This is a genomic window from Paraburkholderia sp. (genome assembly GCF_050742655.1).
Classification (GTDB): domain Bacteria; phylum Pseudomonadota; class Gammaproteobacteria; order Burkholderiales; family Burkholderiaceae; genus Paraburkholderia.
The window spans coordinates 476,506-501,527 of the sequence record NZ_JBOIGG010000002.1 but is presented as its reverse complement, the minus strand read 5'-3'; the positions used below and the strand labels follow the sequence as shown (position 1 = coordinate 501,527).

Below are 25,022 nucleotides of genomic sequence, written 5' to 3'. Positions count from 1 at the left end.
GGTCACGGATCGCGGTTACTTCAGGGACATCAACATGGCCGATCCATTTATCGCAAAGCGATTCGAAGCACTCGTTTTGCCTCATATGAATTCGGCCTTCAATGTTGCGCGCTGGCTGACGCATAACGATCAGGACGCCCAGGACGTGGTCCAGGAGGCGTATCTGCGCGCGTTCCGTTTTTTCGGCGGATTTCGCGGCGACGACGCGCGCGCGTGGCTGCTGAGCATCGTGCGCAACACGTTCTACACGTGGTATCAGCAGAACCGCGGGCATGCACCGGACACGCAGGAGTTCGAAGAGGACCTGCACAGCCTCGAGACGGCGGATAGCGCCCCGGACGATAGCCCCGAAGCGACGCTGATCCGCAGCCAGAGCCGCAAGCGGGTACACGTCGCGTTGCGCAGCCTGCGTCTGGAGTATCGGGAGGTGGTCGTGCTACGGGAGCTCGAGGAATTGTCGTACAAGGAAATCGCCGCCATCGTGGGCATTCCGATGGGCACCGTGATGTCGCGCCTCGGGCGCGGCCGCCAGCAGCTCGCGGCGCTGCTCGCACCGACGGATCAGGAGGCGTGATGGATCACGAACAGGCATTCGTGCTGTTGCCCGGCTATCTCGACCAGGAGTTGAGCCTGTCCGAGTCGCTTGAATTCGAGCGTCATCTCGCGGATTGCGAGCGCTGTCAGCGGGCGTATGCGCAGCAGCGTGAGGTCAGCATGCAACTGAAGCAGGCGGATCTGCGGGTGGATGCACCTGCGGATCTCGCGCGTCGGATCAAGGCGGCGCTACCCGGCCAGCCGTCGCGGTGGCAGCGGCTGGTCGAGCGGTTCGGCTGGCGTAGTGGTGGAGGCTCGTGGAACTGGGCGCCGGTCGGCGCGATGGCGATGAGCGTCGTCGCGCTGACGTGGAGTGTCGGGCTGTACCTGTCGGTGCCCTCGAGCGAAACGCGGCTGACCGACGAACTCGTGAACAGCCATATCCGTTCGCTGCAGTTCGACCATCTGTCCGACGTGATTTCGACTGACAAGCACACGGTCAAACCGTGGTTCGACGGCAAGCTTGACTATGCGCCGCCGGTCGTCGATCTCGCGCAGCAGGGGTATCCGCTGATCGGTGGGCGGCTCGACTATCTGGACGGGCGGCCGGTCGCGGTGATGGTCTATCGCTACAAGCTGCACCCGATCAATCTGTATGTGTGGCCGGGCAACGATGCAGGCGCCACGCCGCGCATCGGCGAGCGGCAGGGCTATCACTTCGTGCACTGGAGCGCGAACGGCATGAACTACTGGGCGATCACCGATGCCGGCGACGCCGAGTTGAACGGCTTCATCGCGGACCTGCGCGCGCATCCCGCGTCGTAGTCTTTTTCTTCGGCGCCGCGGGTGAGGGAATAAACCACCGCGCACGCCAGTCTCCTCTCGAAACCGCAGGACGCTTCACCGGACCATCCGGTGGCCGGCGTCCTGCCTTCAACCCGAGAGGACACCATGTCATCAGACCATCCTTCCCATCCGTCGCGGCGGGCCGCACTGAAGTGCCTCGCCTTCGGCAGCGCGGGCACGTTGTTCATGCTGGCCGGCGGCGTGCTCACGCCGGTCGAACTCGCGCTTGCAGCCAATGCCGATGATCCACAGATGAGCACCGGCGTGCCGCTGTTTCTGCAGATCAGCGATACGCACATCGGTTTCAACAAGGAAGCGAATCCGGACGTCGCGGGCACGCTCAAACAGACGATCGATTTCGTCAACGCGATGCCCGTCAAGCCGGCGCTCACGATCCACACGGGCGACATCACGCATCTGTCGCGAGCGGCGGAATTCGATCTCGCGGCGCAATTGCTGTCGGGCCTGAACATCACCGAACTGCACACCGTGCCCGGCGAACACGACGTGACCGACGGACCCGGAACCGAGTATTTCAAGCGCTTCGGCGCCGCGTCGGACAATCGCGGCTACTACAGCTTCGATCACGATGGCGTGCACTTCATCGGCCTCGTCAACGTGATGCACTTCAAGCCGAGCGGTTTAGGCGCGCTGGGTGCCGATCAGCTCGCGTGGCTGGAAAACGACCTGAAAGGCCGCTCGTCGAGCACGCCGATCGTCGTCTTCGCGCACATGCCGATGTGGACGATCTACGAGCCGTGGGGATGGGGAACCGGCGATGCGGGCGAAGCGATGAGCTATCTGGGGCGCTTCGGCTCGGTCACGGTGCTGAACGGACACATTCACCAGATCGTGTCGAAGGTGGAGGGCAACATCACGTTTCATACCGCTCGCTCGACGGCGTACCCGCAGCCGACCGCGGGCAACGGTCCGGGGCCGATGCCGCTGACGGTTGCCGCCGATCAACTGCCGCGGATGCTCGGTGTGACACGCGTCCGCATCGATCGCCATCCGCTCAAGGCGACGCTCGCCGACACGACGCTCGTCTGATCCCCACCACCGCTACCGTTCGCATTCGCACGAGGACTTCGCTCATGAACATCATTCTCTTTGGCCGTGCTTTCCCGCGTTCCGCCGCGGCCGCCGTGCTGATCGCGGCATCGGCCGCGTTTTCCGGGCTCGCGCACGCCGACGACGCTCACGCGGTCGTCATCAAGAACTTCATGTTTTCGCCGATGGCGTTGACGGTCAAGGCGGGCTCGACTGTCACGTGGAAGAACCTCGATGGAGAACCGCACACGGTCGTCGATGATGCCGGCACGTTTCGCTCGGCCGCGCTCGATCAGAACGATACGTTCCAGTTCAAATTCGACAAGCCGGGGGTGTATCGGATTTTCTGCGGCATCCACCCGAACATGAGGGCGACTGTCACCGTTCAGTAGAAGTCAGCCGTTGTCCGGATCCTCGACTTCCTTGCGTTCGCGGCGTTCCTCGTTGCTACGACGGGCGCGAAGACGCTGGCGCGACAGCAGCGTGATGACTTCACGGGTGGTCGCGTCGGCGGGAATCTCGTTGCGGATGATTTTCGGCACCATCGGCAACCCGGCGCGCTGCCGTCGCAGCGCTCTCGCAATCGACCGCCGGCACTCGTCCCCATGACAATCCCATTCGTCGCGGATCTTGTCGCAATAACGGCACTTTTCCATCCAAATAGTCTAACCGGAATCGCGGATCGACTGCTTGGGGGGGCGGTAGGGAGTGGAGCGGTTATGGCGCAGGCGTCCAGCAACGCTGGCAGCAAGCCTGGCTCGAGAGATGTGCTGGTAGGGTCAGTTGGAGCGACGCGTGGCACACAGCGCGGTCCGGATGCGGACCTGGTGCCCGTCGAACCGTCAAGTGACGCCGACCCGCACCGCATCCGCTTCGCGAGAAACGGGCGCGGCGCTTACGGCCACGCGGCCCTCGATTTTAGCGGCGCCGAAATGCCGCGTTGCGCGTGCCGGTACCGCCGCCGCTGGCGCGCTCGTCCTTGTGGCGGAAGTTGATCCGGCCTTTGGTCAGATCGTAGACCGACAGTTCGAGCGTCACGCGGTCGCCCGCGAGAATACGGATGTGGTTCTTGCGCATGCGGCCTGACGCATACGCGCCGACCACGACGCCGTTATCGAGCGTGACGCGGTAGCGGCTGTCCGGAAGCACTTCGTCGACGATACCGTCCAGTTCAAGCAGTTCTTCTTTTGCCATATATCGCTCCTCGTCGATGAATCAAAGATCGGCGACCGACTGGCCGTCTACACGGCCATCGATCAATTGTTCCGCGTGCGCCATGCACGCGAGCCGGGCCTTGCCCGAGCCTTCGAAAGGCCACAGGTAGGGCAGGCGAAATACGCGGCCGTCGGCAACGGGATTTGCGCCCACGCGGCAGATGCGCACCGACGCTTCGTAGCCGGCGTCGGGCCGGCGGCTGGGCTGTCCGTCCGACGGGCGGCGCGGATAGATCAGCGGATGAATTTCGTAACCTTTGTAGGTCTTGACAGCTTGAATCATGAATATGTCCTGTTCGTACATCGCCGTTTCGCGCAGCGCGCGGCAACGGCGGATCAGCGGCGCCGCACACGAGGGCGCGCCGCAATGGAAAAATCAGGTTCGCGCCTTGGCTAAGGCATCGAACGCAGCCGCAAAAGCGCGGATTCAATGGAGAAGAAACACGCTGGCATCGCAGGGATACCGGGCGCATGAAAAGCAGTGCAACTCGCGACGGCGAATGCGCATGGAGCACATTGCCGAAATGACGGGACCGCCGGCAAGCAACAAGCGGCGGTCGAGCAGTCGGGGGTGTTGCGGAAATGCCGGTGCTACAGCGCGATGATGCAGCGGATACTGCGAGAAACCACTATCCCAACATAATGCCCTAAATGGGGCTAATTGGATAGCAAAAAGTTCCGGCAGGCGGCATGGCGCCCGCGCGGCGCGGGTGCACGCGGCGCGCGGACATGATGACAGGTGGAGGCGTGGTGCCCTTTTTTCAACCGGTCTCGACGACGCGTTTTTTCAGTTCGCGGGATGCAGCGAGCGGGATGCGCGCGTCGTCCCACGCGGCGAGCCATTCGATTTCCTTCGACGTGAAGATCTGTCCGTGATTGCGCAGCGTGTACTGCAGCGAATCGATGATGTGGTTACGGATGATTTCGGGCGTGCGTTCGTCGTCGAGCACGGCCCGGAACGCTTCGAGCGTGGCCATCGGGTTGCTCCGTCAAGTGGATACCCGGTTATCGCATGTCAAAAAGACCTGCGCCACGCGAACAAAATTCGCGCGGTGGCCGCGCTCGATGAGTGTTCAACGCACGCGGCGTTAGTCGAAGCGCGCGGGACGATACGGCCGCGGATCGGTGAACGGCGCGGCGCCAGTCATCATTTCCGCGAGCAGTCGTCCCGTGACGGGCCCGAGCGTCAAGCCGTGATGGTTGTGGCCGAACGCGAACCACAGCCCACGATGCCGGGGCGCAGGTCCGATCACCGGACGCATGTCGGGCGTGCACGGCCGCATGCCGAGCCACGGCGCCGCATCGACGCGCTCGCCGAGACCGAACAGCGGCTTCGCGATGCGCTCGACGCGTGCGAGCTGGATCCCGGTCGGTGGCGCGTCGCGGCGCGCGATCTCGACGCCGGTCGTGAGCCGCAGCCGGTCGCCGTCCATCGGCGCGATCACATAGCCCTGCTCGGTATCGACGATGGGCTGCGACAGCATCGTGTGCGTCGGGCGATAGTGCATGTGATAGCCGCGTTTCACGCGCAGCGGGATGCGGTAGCCGAGCGGCGCGAAGACCGCGTCGGACCACGGTCCGAGCGCGACCACGACCTCGCGCGCGGCGATGCGGCCCGACGAGGTCTCGACGCTCCAGCCGTCGCGTTCCTCGCGCACGGTCGTCGCGTCGCCGGTGAACAGGGTGCCGCCTTCGCGTTCGAACAGACGCGCATAGCCTTTCGTCAACGCACCGGGATTCGACACGCTCTTCGGATCGTGCCAGTGCAGTGCGCCGACGAAGCCCTCGCCGAGCCCGGGTTCGCGTGCACGTAGCGCGGCGGCGTCGAGTGGCGTGAAGTTCAGGCCGTGTTCGTGCGCGGCGAGCTCGGCGGTGGCGGTTCCGCGCTCGAGGGCTGCGTGCGTGCGAAAGGCCTGGACCCAGCCGTGCGCGTGCACGAGCGAAGCGACGTCCGCACGCGCGATCAGCGCATCGTGTTCGGCGACGCTTTGAGAGATCAGCGGCAGCATGTCGCGCGCGGCCGCGGCGAGCCGCTGCGGCGACGATTCCCACCAGAAGCGCGCGAGCCACGTCACGTACGAAGGCAGCGCGCGATAGTCCCAGTAGAGATCGGTCGATTCGTTGCGCGCATAGCGCAGCAGCGTGGCGAACTTGCGCGGAAACGCGTACGGCACGATCGACGAGCGTTCGATCAACCCCGCGTTGCCGAAGCTTGTTTCTTCGCCAGGAGCGCGCCGGTCGACCAGCGCGACGCGCCGTCCGCGGTCCTGCAGGTGCAGGGCCGACGAAACGCCGACGATGCCGGCTCCCAGTACGATCACATCGAAATCCATGGTGCCGCCGTCTCCGTTTTTTGTGGGCCGGGCCACGGCGATGCGTTGCGCGGACACCATCAAAAGAGAACGGGCCGCGCGAGCAGGCGGCCCGAAGCGTCCGACTCTAAATCAGATTCCGCCCATTCCGCAATGCTTCACTTCGCGACGATGTCGTAGCCGGGTCGGCGGCCGGGCCGCGACGGCTACAATGCGAAGCGGGCGGACTGCCCGGGGCATCTGTTCAACACACACCCGCCCGCCACGACGACTGGAAACCCGCCGGCTGTTCGCGCATCGCTCGCGGCGCCGGCCCACCAAGAAGGTAGCGATTTCGATGCGCAAGAAAAAAGCCTCTCCGGTGAAAGACCTGCTGCTTGCGCGCTATGCGCCGATTGCGGACGGTATCGCTGCGCTTTTTTTCCCGTATACGGAGGTCGTGATTCACGACCTGCACGACCAGACAGTGCTGTACCTCGCGAACAATCTGTCGAAGCGCGAGATCGGCGACGATTCCGCGCTCGACGAAATCGATCACTCCGCGCGCGAACGCATGATCGGCCCGTACGAAAAACTGAACTGGGACGGCAGGCGCATGCGCTGCGTGAGCAACGTGCTGTTCGACGATAGCGGGCAGCCGGCCGGCATGATGTGCATCAACTTCAACATCGCGGTGTTCGAAGACGTCCGCTCGACGCTCGATCTGTTCATCAAGGGTGCGGGCGTGGTCGCGCAGCCGGACGAGCTATTCCGCGACGACTGGCAGGAGCGCATCAACACGTTCCTGCACGGCTGGTTGCGCGAGCGGCAGATCGGCCTGAACGGCCTCACGCGCGAGCATCGGCGCGAACTGGTCGAGGCGCTGCATGCGGAGGGGGCATTCCGTGGACGGAGTTCGGCGAACTACGTCGCGGCCGTGTTGGGGATGGGGCGTGCCACGGTCTATAAGCACCTGAAGCAGATGAAGGCGGGGGCGGGTTGATGTTCTCTTGCAGCCAGGTCGCTGCTGTGAGGATGGGGCGCGCGAAGCGATGCATCGAACCTGCGTACCGCGTGCGCTGCTTCACAGCACCCCGCTAACCGCACCCGACCTCTCACTCAATGCCGGCCCGGTACGACGATGCCTCCTGCCCGCCGATTGCGGTATTCATGTCCCCGATCGAAACCGGTTTCGCCGGTTTGCGGATGATGCCCTTGAGTGCGGTCACAGAGTGAGTGACCGGCACCACCTCGTACCGCCCGGTCTCTTCGTTGAGGACGAACTCGACACGATCGCCGGTAGCCAGACCAAGCAGGTTGCGAATATGCAAGGGGACGGTGACCCGTCCCCTTGACGTCATAGTTGCGGATGCCATACCCCTCCTGGATTTACCATTTTTTCGTTCAAATCCCCATCGCATCCGGCGCCTCAATCACCAGATCGCTCTCCGCCACCGCAACGCACGGCAAGATAAACCCCTCCGCCTTTTCTTCGCGCGACACGCCAGGCCACTCGATCAGATAACGCACGCTCCCGCTCGTCAGCCGGCACAGGCACGTGCGGCACGTACCGTTACGGCACATGCGAGGCAGATGCAGGTTCGCGAAGCCGGCAGCTTCGATGAGCGTCAGCGAATCGGGCGCTTCGAAGGTTTGTCCGAGCGGCTCGACACGAACCAGAAAGATGCGCTCGCTCACGAAATCGATACGCCGAGCAGGCGCCCCGCACCGTACGTAAAGGCCGCGGCGATCAGCCCGATCACGATCTGGCGGAACGCGGAGAACATTGCGCTGCGCCCGTTGAACAGCGACGTGAACACGCCGACCGCCGCGAGCCCGAATGCGCTCAGCCCGACGCACTGCGCGATCGCCGGCGTACCGTGCGCCCACAGGAACGGCATCGCGGGAAAGATCGCGCCGAGCGAAAAGAGGCAGAACGACACGCCCGCCGCGGACCACGGGTTGCCGCCCAGTTCCGCTGGGTCGATGCCAAGTTCTTCGCGCGTGAGCGTGTCGAGCGCTTTCTGGCGGTCGCCCATGATCTGCTCGGCGACGCGCTTCGCTTCGTCCGGGGCGATGCCTTTCGCCTGGTAGATCAGCGCGAGTTCGTGGCGCTCCGCATCCGGCGAGTGGTCGATCTCGTCGGCTTCCCTCGCGATCTGCGTGCGCGCGAGTTCGCGCGCGTTGGTGACGGACAGCCACTCGCCGAGCGCCATCGAGCACGCGCCGGCGATCAACCCGGCGAGCCCTGTCAGCAGGATCGCCTTGTTGCTCGTGCCGGCGCCCGCGACGCCCATGATCAGGCAGAAGTTCGACACGAGGCCGTCGTTCGCGCCGAGCACCGCGGCGCGCAGGTCGTTGCCGGACGTGACGCCCTTGTGCCACGACTCGGCGTTCGCGATCTGCGTACCTGGCGAGGTACGCCGCTGCGCGTCCGCGGCGACGACTGCCTGGACGACGTCCGCATGATGCTGTTCCTCGGCGGAGAGGTGGGTCGCGTCGGGCTGGTTCGCGTACTTGTCGCGATCCGCGTACTCGGCGGCGGCGAGCGACGGCAACACGAACGACGGCCCAAACGTGTGGATCAGCGTGCGCATCAGATGGGTTTTCAGACTGTGCCGGTGCGGCCGCACGCGGATTCCGCTCGCGTTCAGCCGGTTGTGCCAGACCTGAGCGTGCTCGCGTTCCGACGCGGCCAGCTGGCCGAACACCTTCGCACGGTCGGGGTTTTCTTCGACGCGCGCAAGCGTTTCGTACAGCGCGGCGCTGTCGAGTTCGTCGGCAAGGTTGGTGCGAAAGCGTTTGAGTTCGTGTCTGGAAGCCATAGCGAGCCTGCTCGGTAGGCTCGCAGCTTAACCTGCCGCGACGCGGCGCGCGAGACGCGCACGCAGCAGGATCAGCGCATGTCTAGCCGGCGCAGGTGGCGATACACCGTGTTGCGCGCGAGCCCGAGCTCCCGCGCGGTCGCCGACACGTTGCCCTGATGCCGTGCGAGCGTCTGCTCGATCAGCGTCGCCTGCCAGTCTTCCATCCGGGGCGGTGTCGTCGCGCGGACTGTGGCGGGCTTCGGTGCACCTTCCGCCGACACCCGCCGCTGTGGATCTGCATCGTCATCGCAGCAGTCGCGCAGAAAATCGTCCGGCAGATCCTCGACGTCGATCTCATCGGCGCCCTCGGCCATGATGCCGGCCGTCCGGAGCACGTTCGCGAGCTGGCGCAGGTTACCTGGCCACCGACAGTGCGCGAACCGCTCCAGCACTGCGGCGGACACGCGCGACGGCGTTCGCTCGCCGTCGTCGTGCTGCTGTTTCAGTATCCGCGTGACCAGTGCCGCCAGATCGTTGCGCTCGCCGAGCGCGGGCAGCGTGACGACGAGGCTGTTGATCCGGTAATAGAGGTCCTCGCGGAACGTGCCCGCTTCGATCATCGCGTGCAGGTCGCGGTGCGTCGCGCAGACGATCCGCAGATCGACCGGCACCGCGCGCGTACCGCCGAGCGGCACCACGATGCGATCCTGCAGCACGCGCATCAGCCTGACCTGCTGTGCGGGCGGCATGTCGCCGATTTCGTCGAGAAACAGCGTGCCGCCGTCCGCCTGCACGATCTTGCCGGCGCTGCCGCGCTTTTTCGCGCCGGTGAATGCGCCGTCCTCGTAGCCGAACAGCTCCGCTTCGATCAGCGTGTCCGGCAGCGACGCGCAGTTCACCGCGACGAACGGCGCGGCGCGGCGCGGCGAGTCGTGATGGATCGCGCGTGCGAGCCATTCCTTGCCGGTGCCGGTCTTGCCCAGTACCAGGATCGGGATGTCGCGTCCACGCACCTTGCCGACGCGCCGCAGGATGTCGGCCATGCGCGCGTCGCCGGTGTCGAGCGCCGCTAGCGTGATCGGCACGGTCGTCCGTGCGTCGTGCGGACGACGTGCGCGACGGCTGTCAGTGGTCGTATCGGCGAACCGGTCCGTATTGGCCGATACGAACGGAGTTCGCCGTTCGCGCGGCGGATGGAATTCACCGCGCGCGATGACGCGTACGCCGCTCGGCAGCGTCAGCGTCGTGCATTCGCCCGGTGCCTGCGCGGTCTGTCGCAGGAACGCGGCGAACGCGCCGCCGAACAGTGCTTCGAACGCCTGATGCTGCAACTCGCCGAGCGGATGGCCGAACTGGAACAGTGCACTACGATTCGCGGACAGCAGCAGGCCGTCCGGCGTGAACGCGGCGAGTCCTTCGAACAGCGTGCCGATGAATTCCGCACGCGCGTGGAAATGCACCCGCACGGCATCGGCGAACTGGTTCGAGAACAGATGGTTCTCGATCATCTGTGCGGACATCCGCACGAGCGCGAGCGTGTGCTTGTGAAAGCCGCGCGTGTCGCCGCTCACGTCGAGCGCACCGATGACGTGGCCGTACGGATCGGCGATCGGTGCGCACGAGCAGGTAAGGATGCGGTTCGCGTGCAGGAAGTGTTCGCCGGCGTGCACGACAGTCGGCTGGCGGTCGACCAGCGCGGTGCCGATCGCATTGGTACCGCGATCGCTTTCGGCCCACGACACACCCGGGCATAGCGCGACGCGGTTCGCTTTCTCGATGAAGTCGCTGTCGCCGAGGCTGTGCAGGATCACGCCGTCGCTGTCGGTGAGCAGCACCATGCTCTCGGTGTCGACGATCTGCGCGTGCAGCGTTTCCATGACCGGCAACGCGTGCGCGTACAGCGACTGGTTGCGTTCGATCAGCCCGCGCAGCGCAGGTTGCGCGAGCGGCTGGAAGTCGGGCATTTCCGACGTGCGGAGTCCGACTTGCAGCGATCGCGCATGAGCCTGCGCGAGGACGTCGGGCCGGCCGCCCGTCGAGGGCGTGGCGGAACGATGGGTCACGGCTTGTCTCCGGTCGTATCGATGACGCCGCGAGGTGCGTTGCCTCGCGCGGCGGGATTCGTGCATTGCAGCAATCGCAGCCGCCGGCGCGACCGCGTCAGCGCGGCACAATCAGGGTCGCGCGATCGGGTTGGCGCGATCGGATCGACGAAGTCCATGGTACAGGATCGCGGCGCGCCGGTCGCGAGGGACGGGCGAGGTTTTGACCGCGCGTTTGCCGGCTGGTTTGCCGATGTTTACCCGTACTTTTACCCGTACTGCCGGTGAGACCTCGCGGCCGGAAGCAAAGCCGCTGCGCGGCATCCGCAGGAAAACTTGCGGCGCGCCGCAAGTCGTCTAAAGTGAATAAGATCAGCCAGGCCCGGCGCATGCCGTTGGTGTCCGGCTGGATAGCCCGCGCGCGACACCCCAGGGAGGCAGGCTCGACAGAAGCACGCGCGGCCCGAAGGCGACGGTCAACCGAAGGCGGATCCCATGCAGATCATTTTCCCGTACGAAACCCCGGCGTACTCGGGGCCCGAACTGACACTGGCCTTTCCGGCCATGGTCGATGGCGAGAGGGTGGAATGCATGATTACCGCCGAGGCGCTCGAAGACCATTACGGTGCGGCCTCGCCGCGGCCCGAAGACATGATCGGCGCATTCGATACGCATCGCGAACGGATCGAGGCGGCGACACGCCGCCTGCTGTCGGAAACGCGCGCGCGGTGCCTCGTGCTGCGCAGCGGCTACGTCCGCTTCTATGAAGCGAACTGGCGCAACTAGGCGTCCGCAGTCGCCGGTCCATTTTTTCTGTTCTGTCACCCGTCCGCGCGCCGGCCATGCCCGCGCGCGGCGTTCGTTTGTGCGCCGCCCGTCAGAGTATCCGCCGTAGCGTCCGGTCGCGGAAAATCAGGTGATGACCGATCGCGGCGAGCGCATGCAGCCCGATCACGAAGTAGAACGCATTGCCGATCAGCTCGTGCGCGTCCTTGATCGCGGTATGAGCGGCCCGATCGGTGCCGGCCAGCACGATGTGCAGATTCAATCCCGCGAGCGTGACCGGATCCCCGCCGGTATTCACCATCAGAATCCCGAGCAGCGGCTGCACGAAGATGAACAGGTACAACGCCAGATGGGTGAGCCGCGCGAGAAACGCGAGCAGCGGGTTCGTGTTGATCTCCGGCGGCCCCGGGTGCCACAGGCGCCAGAGCAGACGCAGCACCGCGAGCGTCAGTACCAGCGAGCCGGCCCACTGGTGCACGGCGGTCCATAGCAGGCGGCTGTCGCTGCCTTTCGGGCCGCGGATCTCGATCGCGAGATACGCGAGCGCGACGAGCACGAAGATCGCCCAGTGGAAGAAGATCGCGGGCTGCGAGTAGCGGTCGGCGGACGAACGGGAGGACATGGAGACTCCTGTGAGGTCTGCTCGGGTTCGTTGGGGAATCAGTCCGCGCCGAGGTAAAAGAAGCGGAACAGGAACACCGCCGCGATGATCCACACAACGAGCTTCACCTTGCGCGCCTGGCCGGTCAGCAGTTTCAGACCCGCGTATGAAATGAAGCCGAACGCGACGCCGTTCGCGATCGAATACGTGAACGGCATCAGCAGCGCGGTGAGCGCGGCCGGCACGACTTCGGTCGCGTCGTCCCACGGCAGGTCGGCCATTTCGCGCAACATCAGGCACGACACGTACAGCAGCGCGGGCGCGGTCGCGTAGGCCGGCACGACGCCCGCGAGCGGCGCAAAGAACAGGCACGCGAGGAACAGCACGGCGACGGTGACGGCCGTCACGCCGGTCCGGCCACCCGCCTGCACGCCCGACGCGCTTTCGATATACGCGGTGGTGGACGACGTGCCGAGTAGCGAGCCCGCGAGAATCGCGGTGCTGTCCGCGAGCAGCGCACGGTTTAGCCGATGCATTTTGCCTTCCACCAGCAGTCCCGCGCGGTTCGCGACGCCCATCAGCGTGCCGGTCGCATCGAACAGTTCGACGAGGAAGAACACGAGGATCACGTTCAGCACGCCGGTCGACAGCGCGGCGCGGATGTCGAGGTGGAACAGCGTCGGGTCGATCGACGGCGGCGCGGACACGATGCCGTGAAACTGATTACCGCCGAAGAAGAAACTGAGCACGGTCACGCCGACAATGCCGATCAGGATCGCGCCGCGCACGCGCAGGAAATCGAGCGTGACGATCGCGAAGAAACCGATGATCGCGAGCACGACCTGCGGACTGTGCAGGTTGCCGAGCGTGACGAGCGTCGCCGGGCTGCCGACCACGACACCGGCCGATTTCAGCGAGATGATCGCGAGGAAGAGGCCGATGCCGCCGGTGATCGCGATGCGGATCGAATGCGGAATGCCGTTGACGATCACCTCGCGCACGCGGAACAGCGTCACGATCAGGAACAGGCAGCCGGAGATGAACACCGCGCCGAGCGCCGCCTGCCACGTAAAGCCCATTCCCTTGACGACCGTGTACGCGAAATACGCGTTCAGGCCCATGCCGGGCGCGCACGCGATCGGGTAGTTCGCGTACAGCCCCATGATCAGCGACGCGAGCGCGGCGACGAGACAGGTCGCAACGAACACCGATTCTTTCGGCATGCCTGCGTCGCCGAGAATCGACGGATTGACGAACACGATGTAGGCCATCGTCAGAAAAGTAGTCAGGCCCGCGAGCACCTCGGTGCGCAGGTTCGTGCCCGCTTCGTCGAAGCCAAAGTATCGCTTTACGGAATCCATGGGCGGAATCTCTTTTAGTGTTTGATGGGGAAACGTCGTGACGGCGCACCGCGCCCGTGCCGGCCCACGCACGCGGGCGCGCCACGGGCGGATTGTAATCAGGTTCGGGGCTCAGGTGCCGGTTCGCGTGGGCCGGCGTGGAGCGGGTGCAACGGTGCAACCGCGCGGCGGCCGCACGGCCGCTATTTGCGCGCCGTGATGCCGAAGCGGTCCAGTACCGCGTTCAGCAGATCGATCGGCAGCGGGAAGACGATCGTCGAGTTCTTGTCGGCGGCGATCGTCGTGAGCGTCTGCAGATAGCGCAGCTGCATCGCCTGTGGCTGTTGCGCGAGCATCTGCGCTGCCTGCAGAAGTTTTTCCGAGGCCTGCAATTCGCCTTCCGCGTGGATCACCTTGGCGCGGCGTTCGCGCTCGGCTTCGGCCTGCCGTGCAATCGCGCGGATCATCGTCTCGTTGATGTCGACGTGCTTGATCTCGACGTTCGACACCTTGATGCCCCACGCGTCGGTTTGTGCGTCGAGCACCTTCTGGATGTCGGCGTTCAGCTGTTCGCGCTCGGCCAGCAGTTCGTCGAGTTCGTGCTTGCCGAGCACCGCGCGCAGGGTCGTCTGTGACAGCTGGCTGGTCGCTTCGAAATAGCGGGCCACCTGGATCACCGCGCGCTCCGGGTCGACGACACGAAAATAGACGACCGCATTGACCTTCACCGACACGTTGTCGCGCGTGATCACGTCCTGCGGCGGCACGTCGAACACGATGGTGCGCAGGTCCATCCGCACAGCCTGCTGGACGACCGGCAGGATCAGCACGAGCCCCGGGCCCTTGACCTTCCAGAAACGCCCAAGCATGAACACGACGCCGCGTTCGTACTCGCGAAAAATGCGCACCGACGACACGATGAGCAACGCAACCAGCACGATGACGATGCTGCCGAAACCGAAAGTGAAACCGATCATGAGTGGTCTCCAGGTGAGGCGCCGGATAGCGCCGCGTCCGCCGTAGGTACGACCGTCAACAGCAGGCCGCGCCGGCCGGTGACACGCACCGTGCGGCCTGCCGCAAGCGGGGTCGCGCACGCGACGCGCCAGCGTTCGCCATGCACGCGGGCCCAGCCTTCCAGCGATGAATCGTTGCGTGTGGCCACGCCATCGTCGAGTACGACGCCGAGGCTGCCGACGAACGCTTCCGACCCGGTCACGACCGGCCGCCGCCTCGCGCGTAGCGCGACGCTGGACACGGCGAACACGAACAGTGCGCCGCACACTGCAAGCGCGGCGATCAACGGCAGCGGAATGCCGTAGCCGGGCACGTCGGTGTCGATCAGCATCAACGCGCCGACCGCGAACGCGACGATGCCGCCGAACCCGAGCGTGCCGAAGGTCGGCAGGAACGCTTCGGCGATCAGGAACGCGAGGCCGAGCAGGATCAGCCCGAGGCCGACGTAGTTGATCGGCAGCAGTTGCAGCGCGAACAACCCGACCAGCAGACTGATCGCGCCCGCGACGCCCGGCAGCACGAAGCCCGGATTCGCGAATTCGAAAAAGAGGCCGTACATGCCGATCGTCATCAGGATCAGCGCGACGTTCGGATCGGTGACGACAGCGAGGAAGCGGCTGCGCCAGTCGGGTTCGAACGTAACGACCGGCGCGCCGGATGTTTCCAGGCGGTGGGCGCCGGCCGCGGTTTCGACGGTGCGTCCGTCGATCTGGTGCAGCAGATCGGGCACGTCGCGCGCGACTACGTCGACGACATGGAGATCGAGCGCATCGCGGGCCGACAGGCTCACCGCTTCGCGTACCGCGCGCTCGGCCCAGTCGGCGTTGCGGCCGCGCAGTTGCGCCAGACCGCGGATATAGGCCGAGGCGTCCTGCACCTGTTTGCGGGTTTCGGTCGACGGTGTGTCGAGCGCAAGCGGACTGCTGGCCTGCGATGTTGCGGTGGCCGGTGTGGCAGAGGGTTTCGGCAGATCGCCGCCACCGATCTGCACGGGCGTCGCCGCGCCGAGATTGGTGCCCGGTGCCATCGCGGCGATGTGGCTCGCGTAGACGATGTAGGTGCCCGCGCTCGCGGCACGCGCGCCGCCCGGTGCGATGAACGCGGCGACCGGCACCGGCGACGCGAGGATCGCCTTGATGATCTGCCGCATCGATGTATCGAGCCCGCCGGGCGTGTCGAGCTGCAGGATCGCGAGTTGTGCGTGGCGCTCTTCTGCATGCGCGAGGCCGCGCACGATGAAGTCGGCGCTAGCCGGGCCGATGGCGCCGCTGACCGGAATCGTCACGACGGGAGCGGGTGCATCGGATGGCGTTGCAGCGAACACCGAGATGGCCGCGATCGCAGACGCAATCACAATGCCTAGCGCGGCTGCTCCCCGCAGGAAGCGGACCGCGTGGACCGTGCGGCCCGTCGCGCCAGATCGTGGCACGCGCCGCACGCTGTGATGCCGGAACGGGAGAAGCGGTTGCGTTCTCATCGTCGACGGCCGGCTTTGCGACGAACCTGCAATGACCTGCGATGATGCATCGCGGCATGCCGGCGGAAGGGGCGAACCCCGGTTCTTACAGCTTAGTCCGATTCCGCGCGCTGCGCCGGACGGTAGTCGCCTGGCCGCATCCCGGTCCACTTGCGGAACGCACGATGAAACGCACTCGGTTCCGCGAAGCCGACCGCGAGCGCGATGTCGGCGATCGTACGGTCGGTGTCCTGCAACTCGGCAATCGCGACGTCGCGCCGCAAGTCGTCCTTGATCGACTGATACGTGTGGCCTTCCTGCTTCAGATGGCGGCGCATCGTCGCCTCGGCTACGTTCAGGCGCGCGGCCATGTCGTCGGAGGCGGGCCACGCCGCGGCCGGCAGCAAGCGCAGCGCCTTGCGCACGCGCGCGGCGAGCGAGCCTGGGTTGCGGTACTTGACGACGAAGCTGCCCGGCGCGTCGCGCAGGAACGGCTTGATGGAGCGCGTGGTCTGCACGACCGGCAGCGCCATGAAGTCCGGTGCGAGGTCGACGTACGACGCGTCCTGATCGAATGCCATGTCGTCGCAGAACATCAACTGGTATTCGTGCGCGGCCGGTGGCATCGCGCAGCGAAAGCGCGCGCGCTGCAGCGGAATACGCCGCCCCACGAGCCAGCAAACGAGGCCATAGACGAGGATGAAGTACGTCGCATACGCGAACATCGTCGGCAGCGGGGTGCGCGCGCGATGCATGAATACGAGCCGTACGCGCGTTGCATCGGCATCGATTTCCGCGTGCAGGTCGTCGAGTATCAGCCGCATGAAGCCGACTGCCCGCGCGAGCGCATGTGCGCCGTCGCGCGCGGTGAGCGCCGCCTGGGTCATCGCGATGAAGCTGCCGCTGCGCATCGGATGCGAGTCCTGACCGAAGAACTCGTCGTCGAGCGCGCGGGCGATGCCCCTCCACAGCGCGCCGTATTGCGCCTGCGACACACGGCCCTTCGACGATGCGAGCATCTGCCGAGCGATGCCCGCCGCATCGACGAGCGGCGCGACGTCGAGCCCGCGGGCGTGCGCCAGCGCAAGCGTTTCTTCGACCAGACTGATCGAGATCGTGCCTCTGTCGATTTTCATCGGGATGCGGCGGATAAAAGTATGGAACCGGATTGTCGCGGATGCGGCGCACGCTGGCAAATGCGCTCACGCAACTCGCATGCCATGCGACAGGCTAGCAAGAACGCACGCGGATCACGGAACGGTTCTGGTAAATGCGCTCACCGCGAATGATCGGGTGTGGCATCGAACCTGGCCCGTGGGTTGCCTACACTTGAATGAGGCGGACGCCGCCGCGCGATGTTGCGGCGCAAAACGCATTTCACGCACTTATGGTGGAGACAATGGACGATTTCTATACCGACGAACAGCGGATGATCCGCGATGCCGCACGCGATTTCTCGCTCGGGCGGCTCGCCCCGCATGCCGCGGAGTGGGACCGCGAAGCCCGGTTGCCCCCGGAGGTCGTGACGGAGATGGGCGAGCTCGGACTGCTCGGGATGGTCGTGCCGCAGGAGTGGGGCGGTTCGTACACCGACTACGTCGCGTATGCGCTCGCGATCGAGGAAATTGCCGCCGGCTGCGCGTCCTGTGCGACGCTGATGAGCGTGCACAACTCGGTCGGCTGCGGACCGATCCTGAATTACGGCACCGATGAGCAGAAGGAACGCTATCTGCGCGACCTCGCGAGCGGCCGCCTGCTCGGCGCGTTCTGTCTGACCGAGCCGCAGGCCGGCTCCGAAGCGAACAACCTGCGCACCCGCGCCGTGTTGCGCGATGGGCAATGGGTGCTGAACGGCAACAAGCAGTTCGTCACCAACGGCTCCCGCGCGAACATCGCGATCGTGTTCGCCGTAACCGATCCGGAGCTCGGCAAACGCGGGCTGTCCGCGTTCATCGTGCCGACCGACACACCGGGCTTCAACGTGGGACGCCCCGAGCACAAGCTCGGCATCCGCGCATCGGACACCTGCGGGATCTCGCTCGACGACTGCGCGATTCCCGAAGCGAACCTGCTCGGCGAACCGGGCAACGGCCTGCGCATCGCGCTGTCGAATCTCGAGGGCGGCCGCATCGGCATCGCGTCGCAGGCGATCGGCATCGCCCGTGCGGCGTTCGACGCGGCGCGCGCGTATGCGGGCCAGCGCATCCAGTTTGGCAAGCCGATCAAGGAGCATCAGACCATCGCAAACATGCTCGCCGACATGACGACGCGGCTCAATGCCGCGCGTCTGCTCGTGCATCACGCGGCGCGGCTGCGCAGCGCGGGGCGGCCGTGCCTGTCGGAAGCGTCGCAGGCGAAGCTGTATGCGTCGGAGCTGGCGGAAGAGGTCTGCTCGAACGCGATCCAGATTCACGGGGGATACGGTTATCTCGAGGACTATGCGGTCGAGCGCCACTATCGCGACGCGCGCATCACGCAGATTTATGAAGGGACCAGCGAAGTGCAAAGAATGCTGATTGCGCGGGGTGTTTGAGCGCAGAATGGTTTGCGAGAGAGCGCACAACCGCGCCAAAGTGGAGACAAGACAATGACCAGCAGCACCTCAGCAAAAGCCTTCGTCGATGCACGCGATCTGCTGCTGCGTCACCGCACGGACTACGAGCGCGCGTATCGCGAGTTCGCATGGCCGGTGCTCGGCGAGTTCAACTGGGCGCTCGACTACTTCGATGTGATCGCGCGCGGCAACGACCACCCCGCGCTGTGGATCGTCGACGATCTCATCGGTCCTGGTCTCAAGCTTTCGTTTGCGCAGATGTCGGAGCGCTCGTCGCGGATGGCGAACTTCCTGCGCGGGCTCGGCGTGCGGCGCGGCGACCATCTGCTGCTGATGCTGCCGAATCGCGTCGAACTGTGGGACGTGATGCTCGCCGCGATGAAGCTCGGCGCGATCGTGCTGCCCGCCACGACGCAGCTGTCCGCCGACGACGTGCGCGATCGCGTGCAGATCGGCGGCGCGCAGCACGTGGTGGTCGATAGTGCGGAGACCGGCAAGTTCGACGCGCTCGATGCCGGCATTACACGTCTCGTCGCGGGTGCGCATCGCGACGGCTGGATCAGTCTCGCAGCGGCTTATGATGCGCCGGCCGTGTTCGTGCCCGACGCACCGACGCGGGCATCCGATCCGATGCTGCTGTATTTCACGTCGGGCACGACGTCGAAACCGAAGCTCGTCGAGCACACGCACGAGAGCTACCCGGTCGGCCATCTGTCGACGATGTACTGGATCGGTCTGCAACCTGGCGACATCCACTGGAACATCAGCTCGCCGGGTTGGGCGAAGCACGCGTGGAGCTGCTTCTACGCACCGTGGAATGCGCAGGCCTGCGTGTTCGTCTTCAACTACGCGCGCTTCGTACCGAAGGAAACGCTCGACGCACTGGTGAATTTCGGCGTGACGACGCTGTGCGCGCCGCCCACGGTATGGCGCATGCTCGTGCAGGAACCGCTCGCGTCGTATGCGGTGAAGCTGAGGGAGATCGTCGGCGCGGGCGAGCCGCTGAACCCCGAGGTCATCGAGCGCGTGCGCCATGCGTGGGACGTGACGATTCGCGACGGCTACGGGCAGACCGAAACCACCTGCCAGGTCGGCAATTCGCCGGGGCAGGCGGTTGTGCCCGGATCGATGGGCCGGCCGCTGCCGGGCTACACGATCGAGCTAGTCGACGCCGACGATCGTCCCGCATCGGAAGGCGAAATCGCGCTGCCGCTCGCGCAGCGGCCGCTCGGTCTGATGACCGGCTACGCGAATAACCCGAACGCAACCGCCGAGTCGATGCGCAACGGCTTCTATCACACGTCCGACGTCGCGCTGCGTCGCGACGACGGCTGCTACGTGTACGTAGGCCGCTCTGATGACGTGTTCAAGTCGTCGGACTACCGGCTGAGTCCGTTCGAACTCGAAAGCGTGCTGATCGAACACGAGGCGATCGGCGAGGCCGCAGTCGTGCCGAGCGCGGACCCGCTGCGCCTTTCGGTGCCGAAGGCGTTCGTCACGGTGCGCCAGGGCTTCGAGGCAGGCCCGGAACTCGCGCGCAGCGTGTTCGCGTTTTCGCGCGAGAAGCTCGCATCGTACAAGCGGATTCGGCGGCTGCAATTCAGCGAGCTACCGAAAACCATCTCGGGCAAGATCCGCCGCGTCGAACTGCGGCGCCGCGAACTGGAGCGCGATGCGCAGCCCGCGCGTCTGCCGGGCGAATACTGGGAAGAGGATTTCCCGGATCTGTCGGACGCGAACAGTCAATGAGCATCGTGCAACGAACGTAGTACATCGGGCCGGCGTGTCAGCCGGCTGTTTATTTCGGTCGCGTCGCTAACTGCGGCCGACATACAGGAGAGACAGCATGAATGCGAACCCGTCCGCGGTGACCAGCCGCGCACCGTCGGTGAAACTGCTGATCGACGGCGAATTCGTCGAATCGCAAGCGGCCGAATGGCGCGACATCGTCAATCCGTCGACCCAGGAAGTGCTCGCGCGCGTACCGTTCGCGACCGCTGGCGAAGTCGACGCGGCAGTGCGGGCCGCGCATGCCGCGTTCGCGACGTGGAAGCTCACGCCGCTCGGCGCGCGGATGCGCGTGATGCTGAAGTACCAGGCGTTGATTCGCGAGCACCTGCCGCGCATCGCGAAGATCCTCACCGCCGAGCAGGGCAAGACGCTGCCCGATGCTGAAGGCGACGTGTTTCGCGGGCTCGAAGTGGTCGAGCACGCGTGCTCGATCGGCACGCTGCAGCAGGGCGAATTCGCGGAGAACGTCGCGGGTGGCGTCGATACGTACACGCTGCGGCAACCGATCGGCGTGTGCGCCGGCATCACGCCGTTCAATTTCCCCGCGATGATTCCGCTATGGATGTTCCCGATGGCGATCGTCTGCGGCAACACGTTCGTGCTGAAGCCGTCCGAGCAGGACCCGATGTCGACGATGGCGCTGGTCGAACTCGCACTCGAAGCCGGCGTGCCGAAGGGCGTGCTGAACGTCGTGCACGGCGGCAAGGACGTCGTCGATGCGCTGTGCACGCATGAGCTCGTGAAAGCGGTGTCGTTCGTGGGGTCGAGCGCGGTCGGCACGCACGTGTACCAGCTTGGCAGCGAGCACGGCAAGCGCGTGCAGTCGATGATGGGCGCGAAGAATCACGCAGTCGTACTGCCCGACGCGAACCGCGAGCAGACGCTCAACGCGCTCGCCGGCGCCGCGTTTGGCGCGGCGGGTCAGCGCTGCATGGCGACCTCGGCGGTCGTGCTGGTTGGCGCTGCGCAGCAGTGGTTGCCCGAACTGGTCGAGAAGGCGAAGACGCTAAAAGTGAATGCGGGCCACGAAGCGGGCACCGATGTCGGGCCACTCGTGTCGCGCACGGCGAAAGCGCGCGTGCTGAAGTTGATCGGCGCGGGCGTGGATGAAGGCGCGACGCTCGCGCTCGATGGTCGCGACGTGAAAGTGCGCGGCTACGAGGACGGTAATTTCATCGGCCCGACGGTCTTCGCCGATGTCACGACCGACATGGAAATCTACCGCACCGAGATTTTCGGTCCAGTGCTGCTCGTGCTGCACGCAGCGACGCTCGACGAAGCGATCGCGCTCGTCAACCGCAATCCGTTCGGCAATGGCGTCGGGCTGTTCACGCAGAGTGGCGCAGCGGCGCGTCGGTTTCAGGCAGAGATCGATGTTGGCCAGGTCGGTATCAACATTCCGATTCCGGTGCCCGTACCGTTCTTTAGCTTCACCGGTTCGCGCGGTTCGAAGCTTGGCGATCTTGGCCCGTATGGCAAGCAGGTCGTGCAGTTTTATACGCAGACGAAGACTGTTACTGCGCGCTGGTTCGATGATGCGACGACGAGCGACGGCGTCAACACGACGATTAGTTTGCGTTGAGGGAGCCACCAAATGAAAATCGGTTTCATCGGACTAGGCAACATGGGCGCGCCAATGGCGCTCAACCTGCTGAAGGCAGGCCACGCACTAAGCGTGTTCGACCTCAGCAAAGAGGCGCTGCGCACGCTCGTCGACGCAGGCGCGCAAGCAGCCGCATCGCCGAAAGCAGCAGTGCAGGACGCCGAATACGTGATCACGATGCTGCCGGCCGCGGCACACGTGCGCAGCGTGCTCACTGCGGAAGACGGGGTGCTCGCCGGCATCGCGCGCGGCGTGACGATCGTCGATTCGAGCACGATCGATCCGGCGAGCGTGCACGCGTTCGCGGCGCTCGCCGCGCAGCACGGCAACACGTTCGTCGATGCGCCCGTGTCGGGCGGCACCGGCGGTGCGGCAGCCGGCACGCTGACCTTTATGGTCGGCGGCAGCGCGGACGCTTACGAACACGTCAAGCCGGTGCTGTCGGGGATGGGCAAGAACATCGTCCATTGCGGCGAGACCGGCACGGGCCAGGTCGCAAAGATCTGCAACAACCTCGTACTTGGCATCACGATGGCGGGCGTCGCCGAAGCGATGTCGCTCGGTGAAGCGCTCGGGATCGATCCGCAGGTGCTCGGCGGCATCATCAATACGTCGACGGGACGCTGCTGGAGTTCGGACACGTACAACCCGTTCCCCGGTGTAATCGCGACGGCACCGTCGTCGCGCGGTTACACCGGCGGCTTCGGCACCGATCTGATGCTGAAGGATCTCGGCCTCGCTACCGATGCCGCGAAGCTCGCGCGTCGGCCGGTCTATCTCGGCGCGCTCGCGCAGCAGCTGTATCAGACCATGAGCACGAAGGGCGCGGGCTGCCTCGATTTTTCCGCGGTCATCAAGCTCTATCGTGACGATGGCGACGAGGGGGGCAAGCCATGATCGACGTCGACTACGTGAACGACGGCGCCACCGCGCTGCTGACGTTGCGTCGTCCCCCCGCGAATGCCTTCACGCCGGACGGACTCGAGCAGTTGCGACAGACAATCGACACGCTCGACCGCGACGCGCGCGTGCGTGCGATTGTCGTCACGGGCGACGGTCCGAAGTTCTTCAGTGCGGGCGCCGACCTCAACACGTTCGCCGACAGCGACCGTGAGGTCGCGCGCGCAGCGGCCGTGCGCTTCGGCGCCGCGTTCGAGGCGCTGCAGAATGCACGCGCGGTGGTGATTGCGGCGCTCAACGGCTATGCGATGGGCGGCGGGCTCGAATGCGCATTGTCGTGCGACGTGCGGATCGCCGAAGAGCATGCGCTGCTCGCGCTACCCGAGACCGCGGTTGGTCTGCTGCCATGCGGCTGCGGCACGCAGACGCTGCCGTGGCTCGTCGGCGAAGGCTGGGCGAAGCGGATGATCCTGACCGGCGAGCGCGTCGATGCGCAGACCGCGTTGCGCATCGGCCTCGTCGAAGAAGTGGTGGCGCGCGGCGGTGCGCGCGCAGCCGCGCTCGAGATGGCCGCGCGTGTCGCGGCGTTGAGTCCGCAGGCGGTCGCGTTCAGCAAGCAGCTGATCCATCAGGCGCGCAACGGCGTGCCGCGGAGTGCGGCACTGGCGGTCGAGCGCGAACGGTTCGTCGATCTGTTCGATGGTGCCGATCAACGCGAAGGCGTCGCCGCGTTTCTCGAGAAGCGCGCGCCGCGCTGGCAAGGGGCTTAGGTAAGCGAGAGCGGAATGGTGGCGCCGCGGCGCCCATCCGCCAGCTGATCCCGGCATCGCGGAAGTGCTTGCAACTGCCGAGTAGACAAAAGCGCTACGCGGCTCGCGCTTACGCCTCACCCATCGATTCACCGCCGAGCGGCGGTCTCGCGGCCGGATGATCGCCTGCCGCCGTGACGCGGCTCACCCACAGCACCGCGCACAGTGCGACCGCCACCGCGATCCAGCCCACCGTGCCGTAGCCGAGGATCTGGCCGCCGCTGCCGGACGACAGCATCAGCCCGCCGAACCATGCACCGAAACCTGTGCCGAGTGCCTGCAGCGCGCTGTTGGCGCTGAGGAACGCACCGCGTTGCGCTGGCTGCGGTACCGTCGTCAGGAGTGCCTGCATCGGCACGATGCGCCCGGACATCACGATCATGAAAATCGGGAAGAACAGCAGCATCACGAGGAACGAAACCTCAGGCAGATGCGTGACGAACAGCACCGGCAGCAGCGACAACACCACGGCGACGCGGAACACGCGGTGCTTGCCGTAGCGGTCGGCAAGCCGGCCGATCGCGCGTGACGTGAAGAACGTCGCCGCGCCGCCGGCCATGTACAGCCACGACAGCTGTGCGGGCGCGATGCCGTGATTGGCGACGAGCGTCGGCGAGATGAACGGGATCACCAGCATGTGCGACACCATCACCAGGAACGTCAGTGCGAACGCGTTCAGATGTCGCGCATTGGCGAACAGCTTGTACAGGTTCGGCAGCACTTCCGCGAGCGGTGGCGGCCGCTTCGACAGATGCTGGTCGAGTGTCGGTACGATGCGCGAACCGGCGATCCAGATGATCACCGAGAACACGACGAGCAACACGAACGGCGCGGACCAGCTGAAATGCGCGCCGAGCATCACACCGGCCGGCACGCCGGCGATCGCTGCAATCGAAAAGGCGGTCATGATCGTGCCGGTGGCGGCGCCGCGGCGTGCGACCGGAATCACATCGCCGACGATCGCCATGATGATCGAGCCGAGTACGCCGCCCGTGAGGCCGGCGAACGCACGGGCCGCGAGCAGCAGCGGGTAGCTGTCCGCGAACGCGCACGCGACGTTCGACACGGCGAACAGCGCATACACGACGAGCAGCAGCTTGCGCCGGTCGAAGCGGTCGATATACGTCGCGGCCAGCAGGCCGGACAGCCCCGAACACCACGAGTAAGCCGACACGGCCGCGGCGAACGCGGCCGGCGAGATGTTGAACGCGTGCATGATCTGCGGACCAAGCGGCATCATCACCATGAAGTCCATGATGATGGTGAACTGCGTCAGCGCGAGCAGCCATAGCAGACGGCGTTCGCGCGGTGCACTCATCGAGTACATAGACGTGGATCCTTGCGGCTGGTGTGGCCGCGATGAGAGTGAAGGGCGCGTGGC

General features: G+C 65.6%; 26 protein-coding genes. 11 read left to right on the top strand and 15 right to left on the bottom strand.

Going from position 1 to position 25,022, the window contains the following annotated elements; all coding sequences use genetic code 11:
* Positions 1-34 precede the first annotated feature (34 nt).
* The 4 genes from ACREXZ_RS04850 to ACREXZ_RS04835 all read left to right on the top strand — a co-directional run bounded on the left by ACREXZ_RS04850 (position 35) and on the right by ACREXZ_RS04835 (position 2,822).
* On the top strand, positions 35-574 hold the full coding sequence (locus ACREXZ_RS04850) for a sigma-70 family RNA polymerase sigma factor (RefSeq protein ID WP_431762895.1): 540 nt from the start codon (positions 35-37) through the stop codon (positions 572-574).
* Positions 574-1,359: an anti-sigma factor family protein gene (locus ACREXZ_RS04845; protein WP_431762894.1), complete on the top strand. Its 786-nt coding sequence runs from the start codon at positions 574-576 to the stop codon at positions 1,357-1,359. The genes ACREXZ_RS04850 and ACREXZ_RS04845 overlap by 1 nt, the downstream gene beginning before the upstream one ends.
* Before the next feature lie 126 nt (positions 1,360-1,485).
* A complete protein-coding gene (locus tag ACREXZ_RS04840) occupies positions 1,486-2,430 on the top strand; it encodes a metallophosphoesterase family protein (protein WP_431762893.1) in 945 nt (314 codons plus the stop codon).
* Between the two features lie 44 nt (positions 2,431-2,474).
* Positions 2,475-2,822: a cupredoxin domain-containing protein gene (locus ACREXZ_RS04835; protein ID WP_431762892.1), complete on the top strand. Its 348-nt coding sequence runs from the start codon at positions 2,475-2,477 to the stop codon at positions 2,820-2,822.
* A gap of 3 nt (positions 2,823-2,825) precedes the next feature.
* On the opposite strand, the gene ACREXZ_RS04830 is transcribed toward ACREXZ_RS04835, so the two are convergent.
* The 5 genes from ACREXZ_RS04830 to ACREXZ_RS04810 all read right to left on the bottom strand — a co-directional run bounded on the left by ACREXZ_RS04830 (position 2,826) and on the right by ACREXZ_RS04810 (position 5,977).
* Positions 2,826-3,086 carry a hypothetical protein gene (locus tag ACREXZ_RS04830; RefSeq protein ID WP_431762891.1) on the bottom strand — a complete coding sequence of 87 codons (261 nt, stop codon included), beginning with the start codon at positions 3,084-3,086 and terminating at the stop codon, positions 2,826-2,828.
* 262 nt (positions 3,087-3,348) lie between these two features.
* Positions 3,349-3,624, bottom strand: a complete 276-nt coding sequence (infA, locus tag ACREXZ_RS04825; RefSeq protein ID WP_133645870.1) for a translation initiation factor IF-1 — start codon at positions 3,622-3,624, stop codon at positions 3,349-3,351.
* Positions 3,625-3,645: 21 nt separating this feature from the next.
* Positions 3,646-3,927: a hypothetical protein gene (locus ACREXZ_RS04820; RefSeq protein WP_133645869.1), complete on the bottom strand. Its 282-nt coding sequence runs from the start codon at positions 3,925-3,927 to the stop codon at positions 3,646-3,648.
* Positions 3,928-4,405: 478 nt separating this feature from the next.
* Positions 4,406-4,621: a hypothetical protein gene (locus ACREXZ_RS04815; protein WP_431762890.1), complete on the bottom strand. Its 216-nt coding sequence runs from the start codon at positions 4,619-4,621 to the stop codon at positions 4,406-4,408.
* A gap of 111 nt (positions 4,622-4,732) precedes the next feature.
* Complete coding sequence (locus tag ACREXZ_RS04810; RefSeq protein WP_431762889.1) at positions 4,733-5,977, bottom strand: NAD(P)/FAD-dependent oxidoreductase; 1,245 nt, start codon at positions 5,975-5,977, stop codon at positions 4,733-4,735.
* A gap of 190 nt (positions 5,978-6,167) precedes the next feature.
* Between ACREXZ_RS04810 and ACREXZ_RS04805 the strand changes: the two genes are divergently transcribed.
* The gene (locus ACREXZ_RS04805; protein ID WP_431762888.1) at positions 6,168-6,938 is read left to right on the top strand and encodes a helix-turn-helix transcriptional regulator; all 771 of its coding nucleotides are present in this window, start codon (positions 6,168-6,170) and stop codon (positions 6,936-6,938) included.
* Positions 6,939-7,050: 112 nt separating this feature from the next.
* On the opposite strand, the gene ACREXZ_RS04800 is transcribed toward ACREXZ_RS04805, so the two are convergent.
* From ACREXZ_RS04800 to ACREXZ_RS04785, 4 genes are all read right to left on the bottom strand, one after another.
* The gene (locus ACREXZ_RS04800; RefSeq protein ID WP_431762887.1) at positions 7,051-7,311 is read right to left on the bottom strand and encodes an AbrB/MazE/SpoVT family DNA-binding domain-containing protein; all 261 of its coding nucleotides are present in this window, start codon (positions 7,309-7,311) and stop codon (positions 7,051-7,053) included.
* A 28-nt stretch (positions 7,312-7,339) separates the two neighbouring features.
* On the bottom strand, positions 7,340-7,633 hold the full coding sequence (locus ACREXZ_RS04795) for a 2Fe-2S iron-sulfur cluster-binding protein (RefSeq protein ID WP_431762886.1): 294 nt from the start codon (positions 7,631-7,633) through the stop codon (positions 7,340-7,342).
* Positions 7,630-8,760, bottom strand: coding sequence for a VIT1/CCC1 transporter family protein (locus tag ACREXZ_RS04790; RefSeq protein WP_431762885.1), 1,131 nt, complete (start codon positions 8,758-8,760; stop codon positions 7,630-7,632). The genes ACREXZ_RS04795 and ACREXZ_RS04790 overlap by 4 nt, the downstream gene beginning before the upstream one ends.
* A 71-nt stretch (positions 8,761-8,831) precedes the next feature.
* Positions 8,832-10,805, bottom strand: coding sequence for a sigma-54-dependent Fis family transcriptional regulator (locus tag ACREXZ_RS04785; protein WP_431762884.1), 1,974 nt, complete (start codon positions 10,803-10,805; stop codon positions 8,832-8,834).
* A gap of 474 nt (positions 10,806-11,279) precedes the next feature.
* Between ACREXZ_RS04785 and ACREXZ_RS04780 the strand changes: the two genes are divergently transcribed.
* Complete coding sequence (locus ACREXZ_RS04780) at positions 11,280-11,570, top strand: DUF1488 domain-containing protein (protein WP_431762883.1); 291 nt, start codon at positions 11,280-11,282, stop codon at positions 11,568-11,570.
* Between the two features lie 91 nt (positions 11,571-11,661).
* On the opposite strand, the gene ACREXZ_RS04775 is transcribed toward ACREXZ_RS04780, so the two are convergent.
* The 5 genes from ACREXZ_RS04775 to ACREXZ_RS04755 all read right to left on the bottom strand — a co-directional run bounded on the left by ACREXZ_RS04775 (position 11,662) and on the right by ACREXZ_RS04755 (position 17,120).
* Positions 11,662-12,192 carry a cytochrome b gene (locus ACREXZ_RS04775; RefSeq protein ID WP_431762882.1) on the bottom strand — a complete coding sequence of 177 codons (531 nt, stop codon included), beginning with the start codon at positions 12,190-12,192 and terminating at the stop codon, positions 11,662-11,664.
* 38 nt (positions 12,193-12,230) lie between these two features.
* The gene (locus tag ACREXZ_RS04770) at positions 12,231-13,532 is read right to left on the bottom strand and encodes an NCS2 family permease (RefSeq protein WP_431762881.1); all 1,302 of its coding nucleotides are present in this window, start codon (positions 13,530-13,532) and stop codon (positions 12,231-12,233) included.
* A 182-nt stretch (positions 13,533-13,714) separates the two neighbouring features.
* Positions 13,715-14,488: a slipin family protein gene (locus tag ACREXZ_RS04765; RefSeq protein ID WP_431762880.1), complete on the bottom strand. Its 774-nt coding sequence runs from the start codon at positions 14,486-14,488 to the stop codon at positions 13,715-13,717.
* Positions 14,485-16,005: an NfeD family protein gene (locus tag ACREXZ_RS04760; RefSeq protein WP_431762879.1), complete on the bottom strand. Its 1,521-nt coding sequence runs from the start codon at positions 16,003-16,005 to the stop codon at positions 14,485-14,487. The genes ACREXZ_RS04765 and ACREXZ_RS04760 overlap by 4 nt, the downstream gene beginning before the upstream one ends.
* 92 nt (positions 16,006-16,097) lie before the next feature.
* Positions 16,098-17,120: an AraC family transcriptional regulator gene (locus ACREXZ_RS04755; RefSeq protein WP_431762878.1), complete on the bottom strand. Its 1,023-nt coding sequence runs from the start codon at positions 17,118-17,120 to the stop codon at positions 16,098-16,100.
* A 263-nt stretch (positions 17,121-17,383) separates the two neighbouring features.
* Between ACREXZ_RS04755 and ACREXZ_RS04750 the strand changes: the two genes are divergently transcribed.
* From ACREXZ_RS04750 to ACREXZ_RS04730, 5 genes are all read left to right on the top strand, one after another.
* The gene (locus ACREXZ_RS04750) at positions 17,384-18,517 is read left to right on the top strand and encodes an acyl-CoA dehydrogenase family protein (protein WP_431762877.1); all 1,134 of its coding nucleotides are present in this window, start codon (positions 17,384-17,386) and stop codon (positions 18,515-18,517) included.
* Between the two features lie 54 nt (positions 18,518-18,571).
* Positions 18,572-20,287, top strand: coding sequence for an AMP-binding protein (locus ACREXZ_RS04745; protein ID WP_431762876.1), 1,716 nt, complete (start codon positions 18,572-18,574; stop codon positions 20,285-20,287).
* Between the two features lie 97 nt (positions 20,288-20,384).
* Positions 20,385-21,911, top strand: coding sequence for a CoA-acylating methylmalonate-semialdehyde dehydrogenase (locus tag ACREXZ_RS04740; protein WP_431762875.1), 1,527 nt, complete (start codon positions 20,385-20,387; stop codon positions 21,909-21,911).
* Positions 21,912-21,923: 12 nt separating this feature from the next.
* Positions 21,924-22,829: a 3-hydroxyisobutyrate dehydrogenase gene (gene mmsB, locus ACREXZ_RS04735; RefSeq protein WP_431762874.1), complete on the top strand. Its 906-nt coding sequence runs from the start codon at positions 21,924-21,926 to the stop codon at positions 22,827-22,829.
* Positions 22,826-23,602 carry an enoyl-CoA hydratase gene (locus ACREXZ_RS04730; RefSeq protein ID WP_431762873.1) on the top strand — a complete coding sequence of 259 codons (777 nt, stop codon included), beginning with the start codon at positions 22,826-22,828 and terminating at the stop codon, positions 23,600-23,602. The genes mmsB and ACREXZ_RS04730 overlap by 4 nt, the downstream gene beginning before the upstream one ends.
* Before the next feature lie 109 nt (positions 23,603-23,711).
* Here ACREXZ_RS04730 and ACREXZ_RS04725 read toward each other — a convergent pair whose 3' ends face one another.
* Entirely contained in the window at positions 23,712-24,968 is a 1,257-nt protein-coding gene (locus ACREXZ_RS04725; RefSeq protein ID WP_431762872.1) for an MFS transporter, read from the bottom strand.
* Positions 24,969-25,022: the final 54 nt, after the last annotated feature.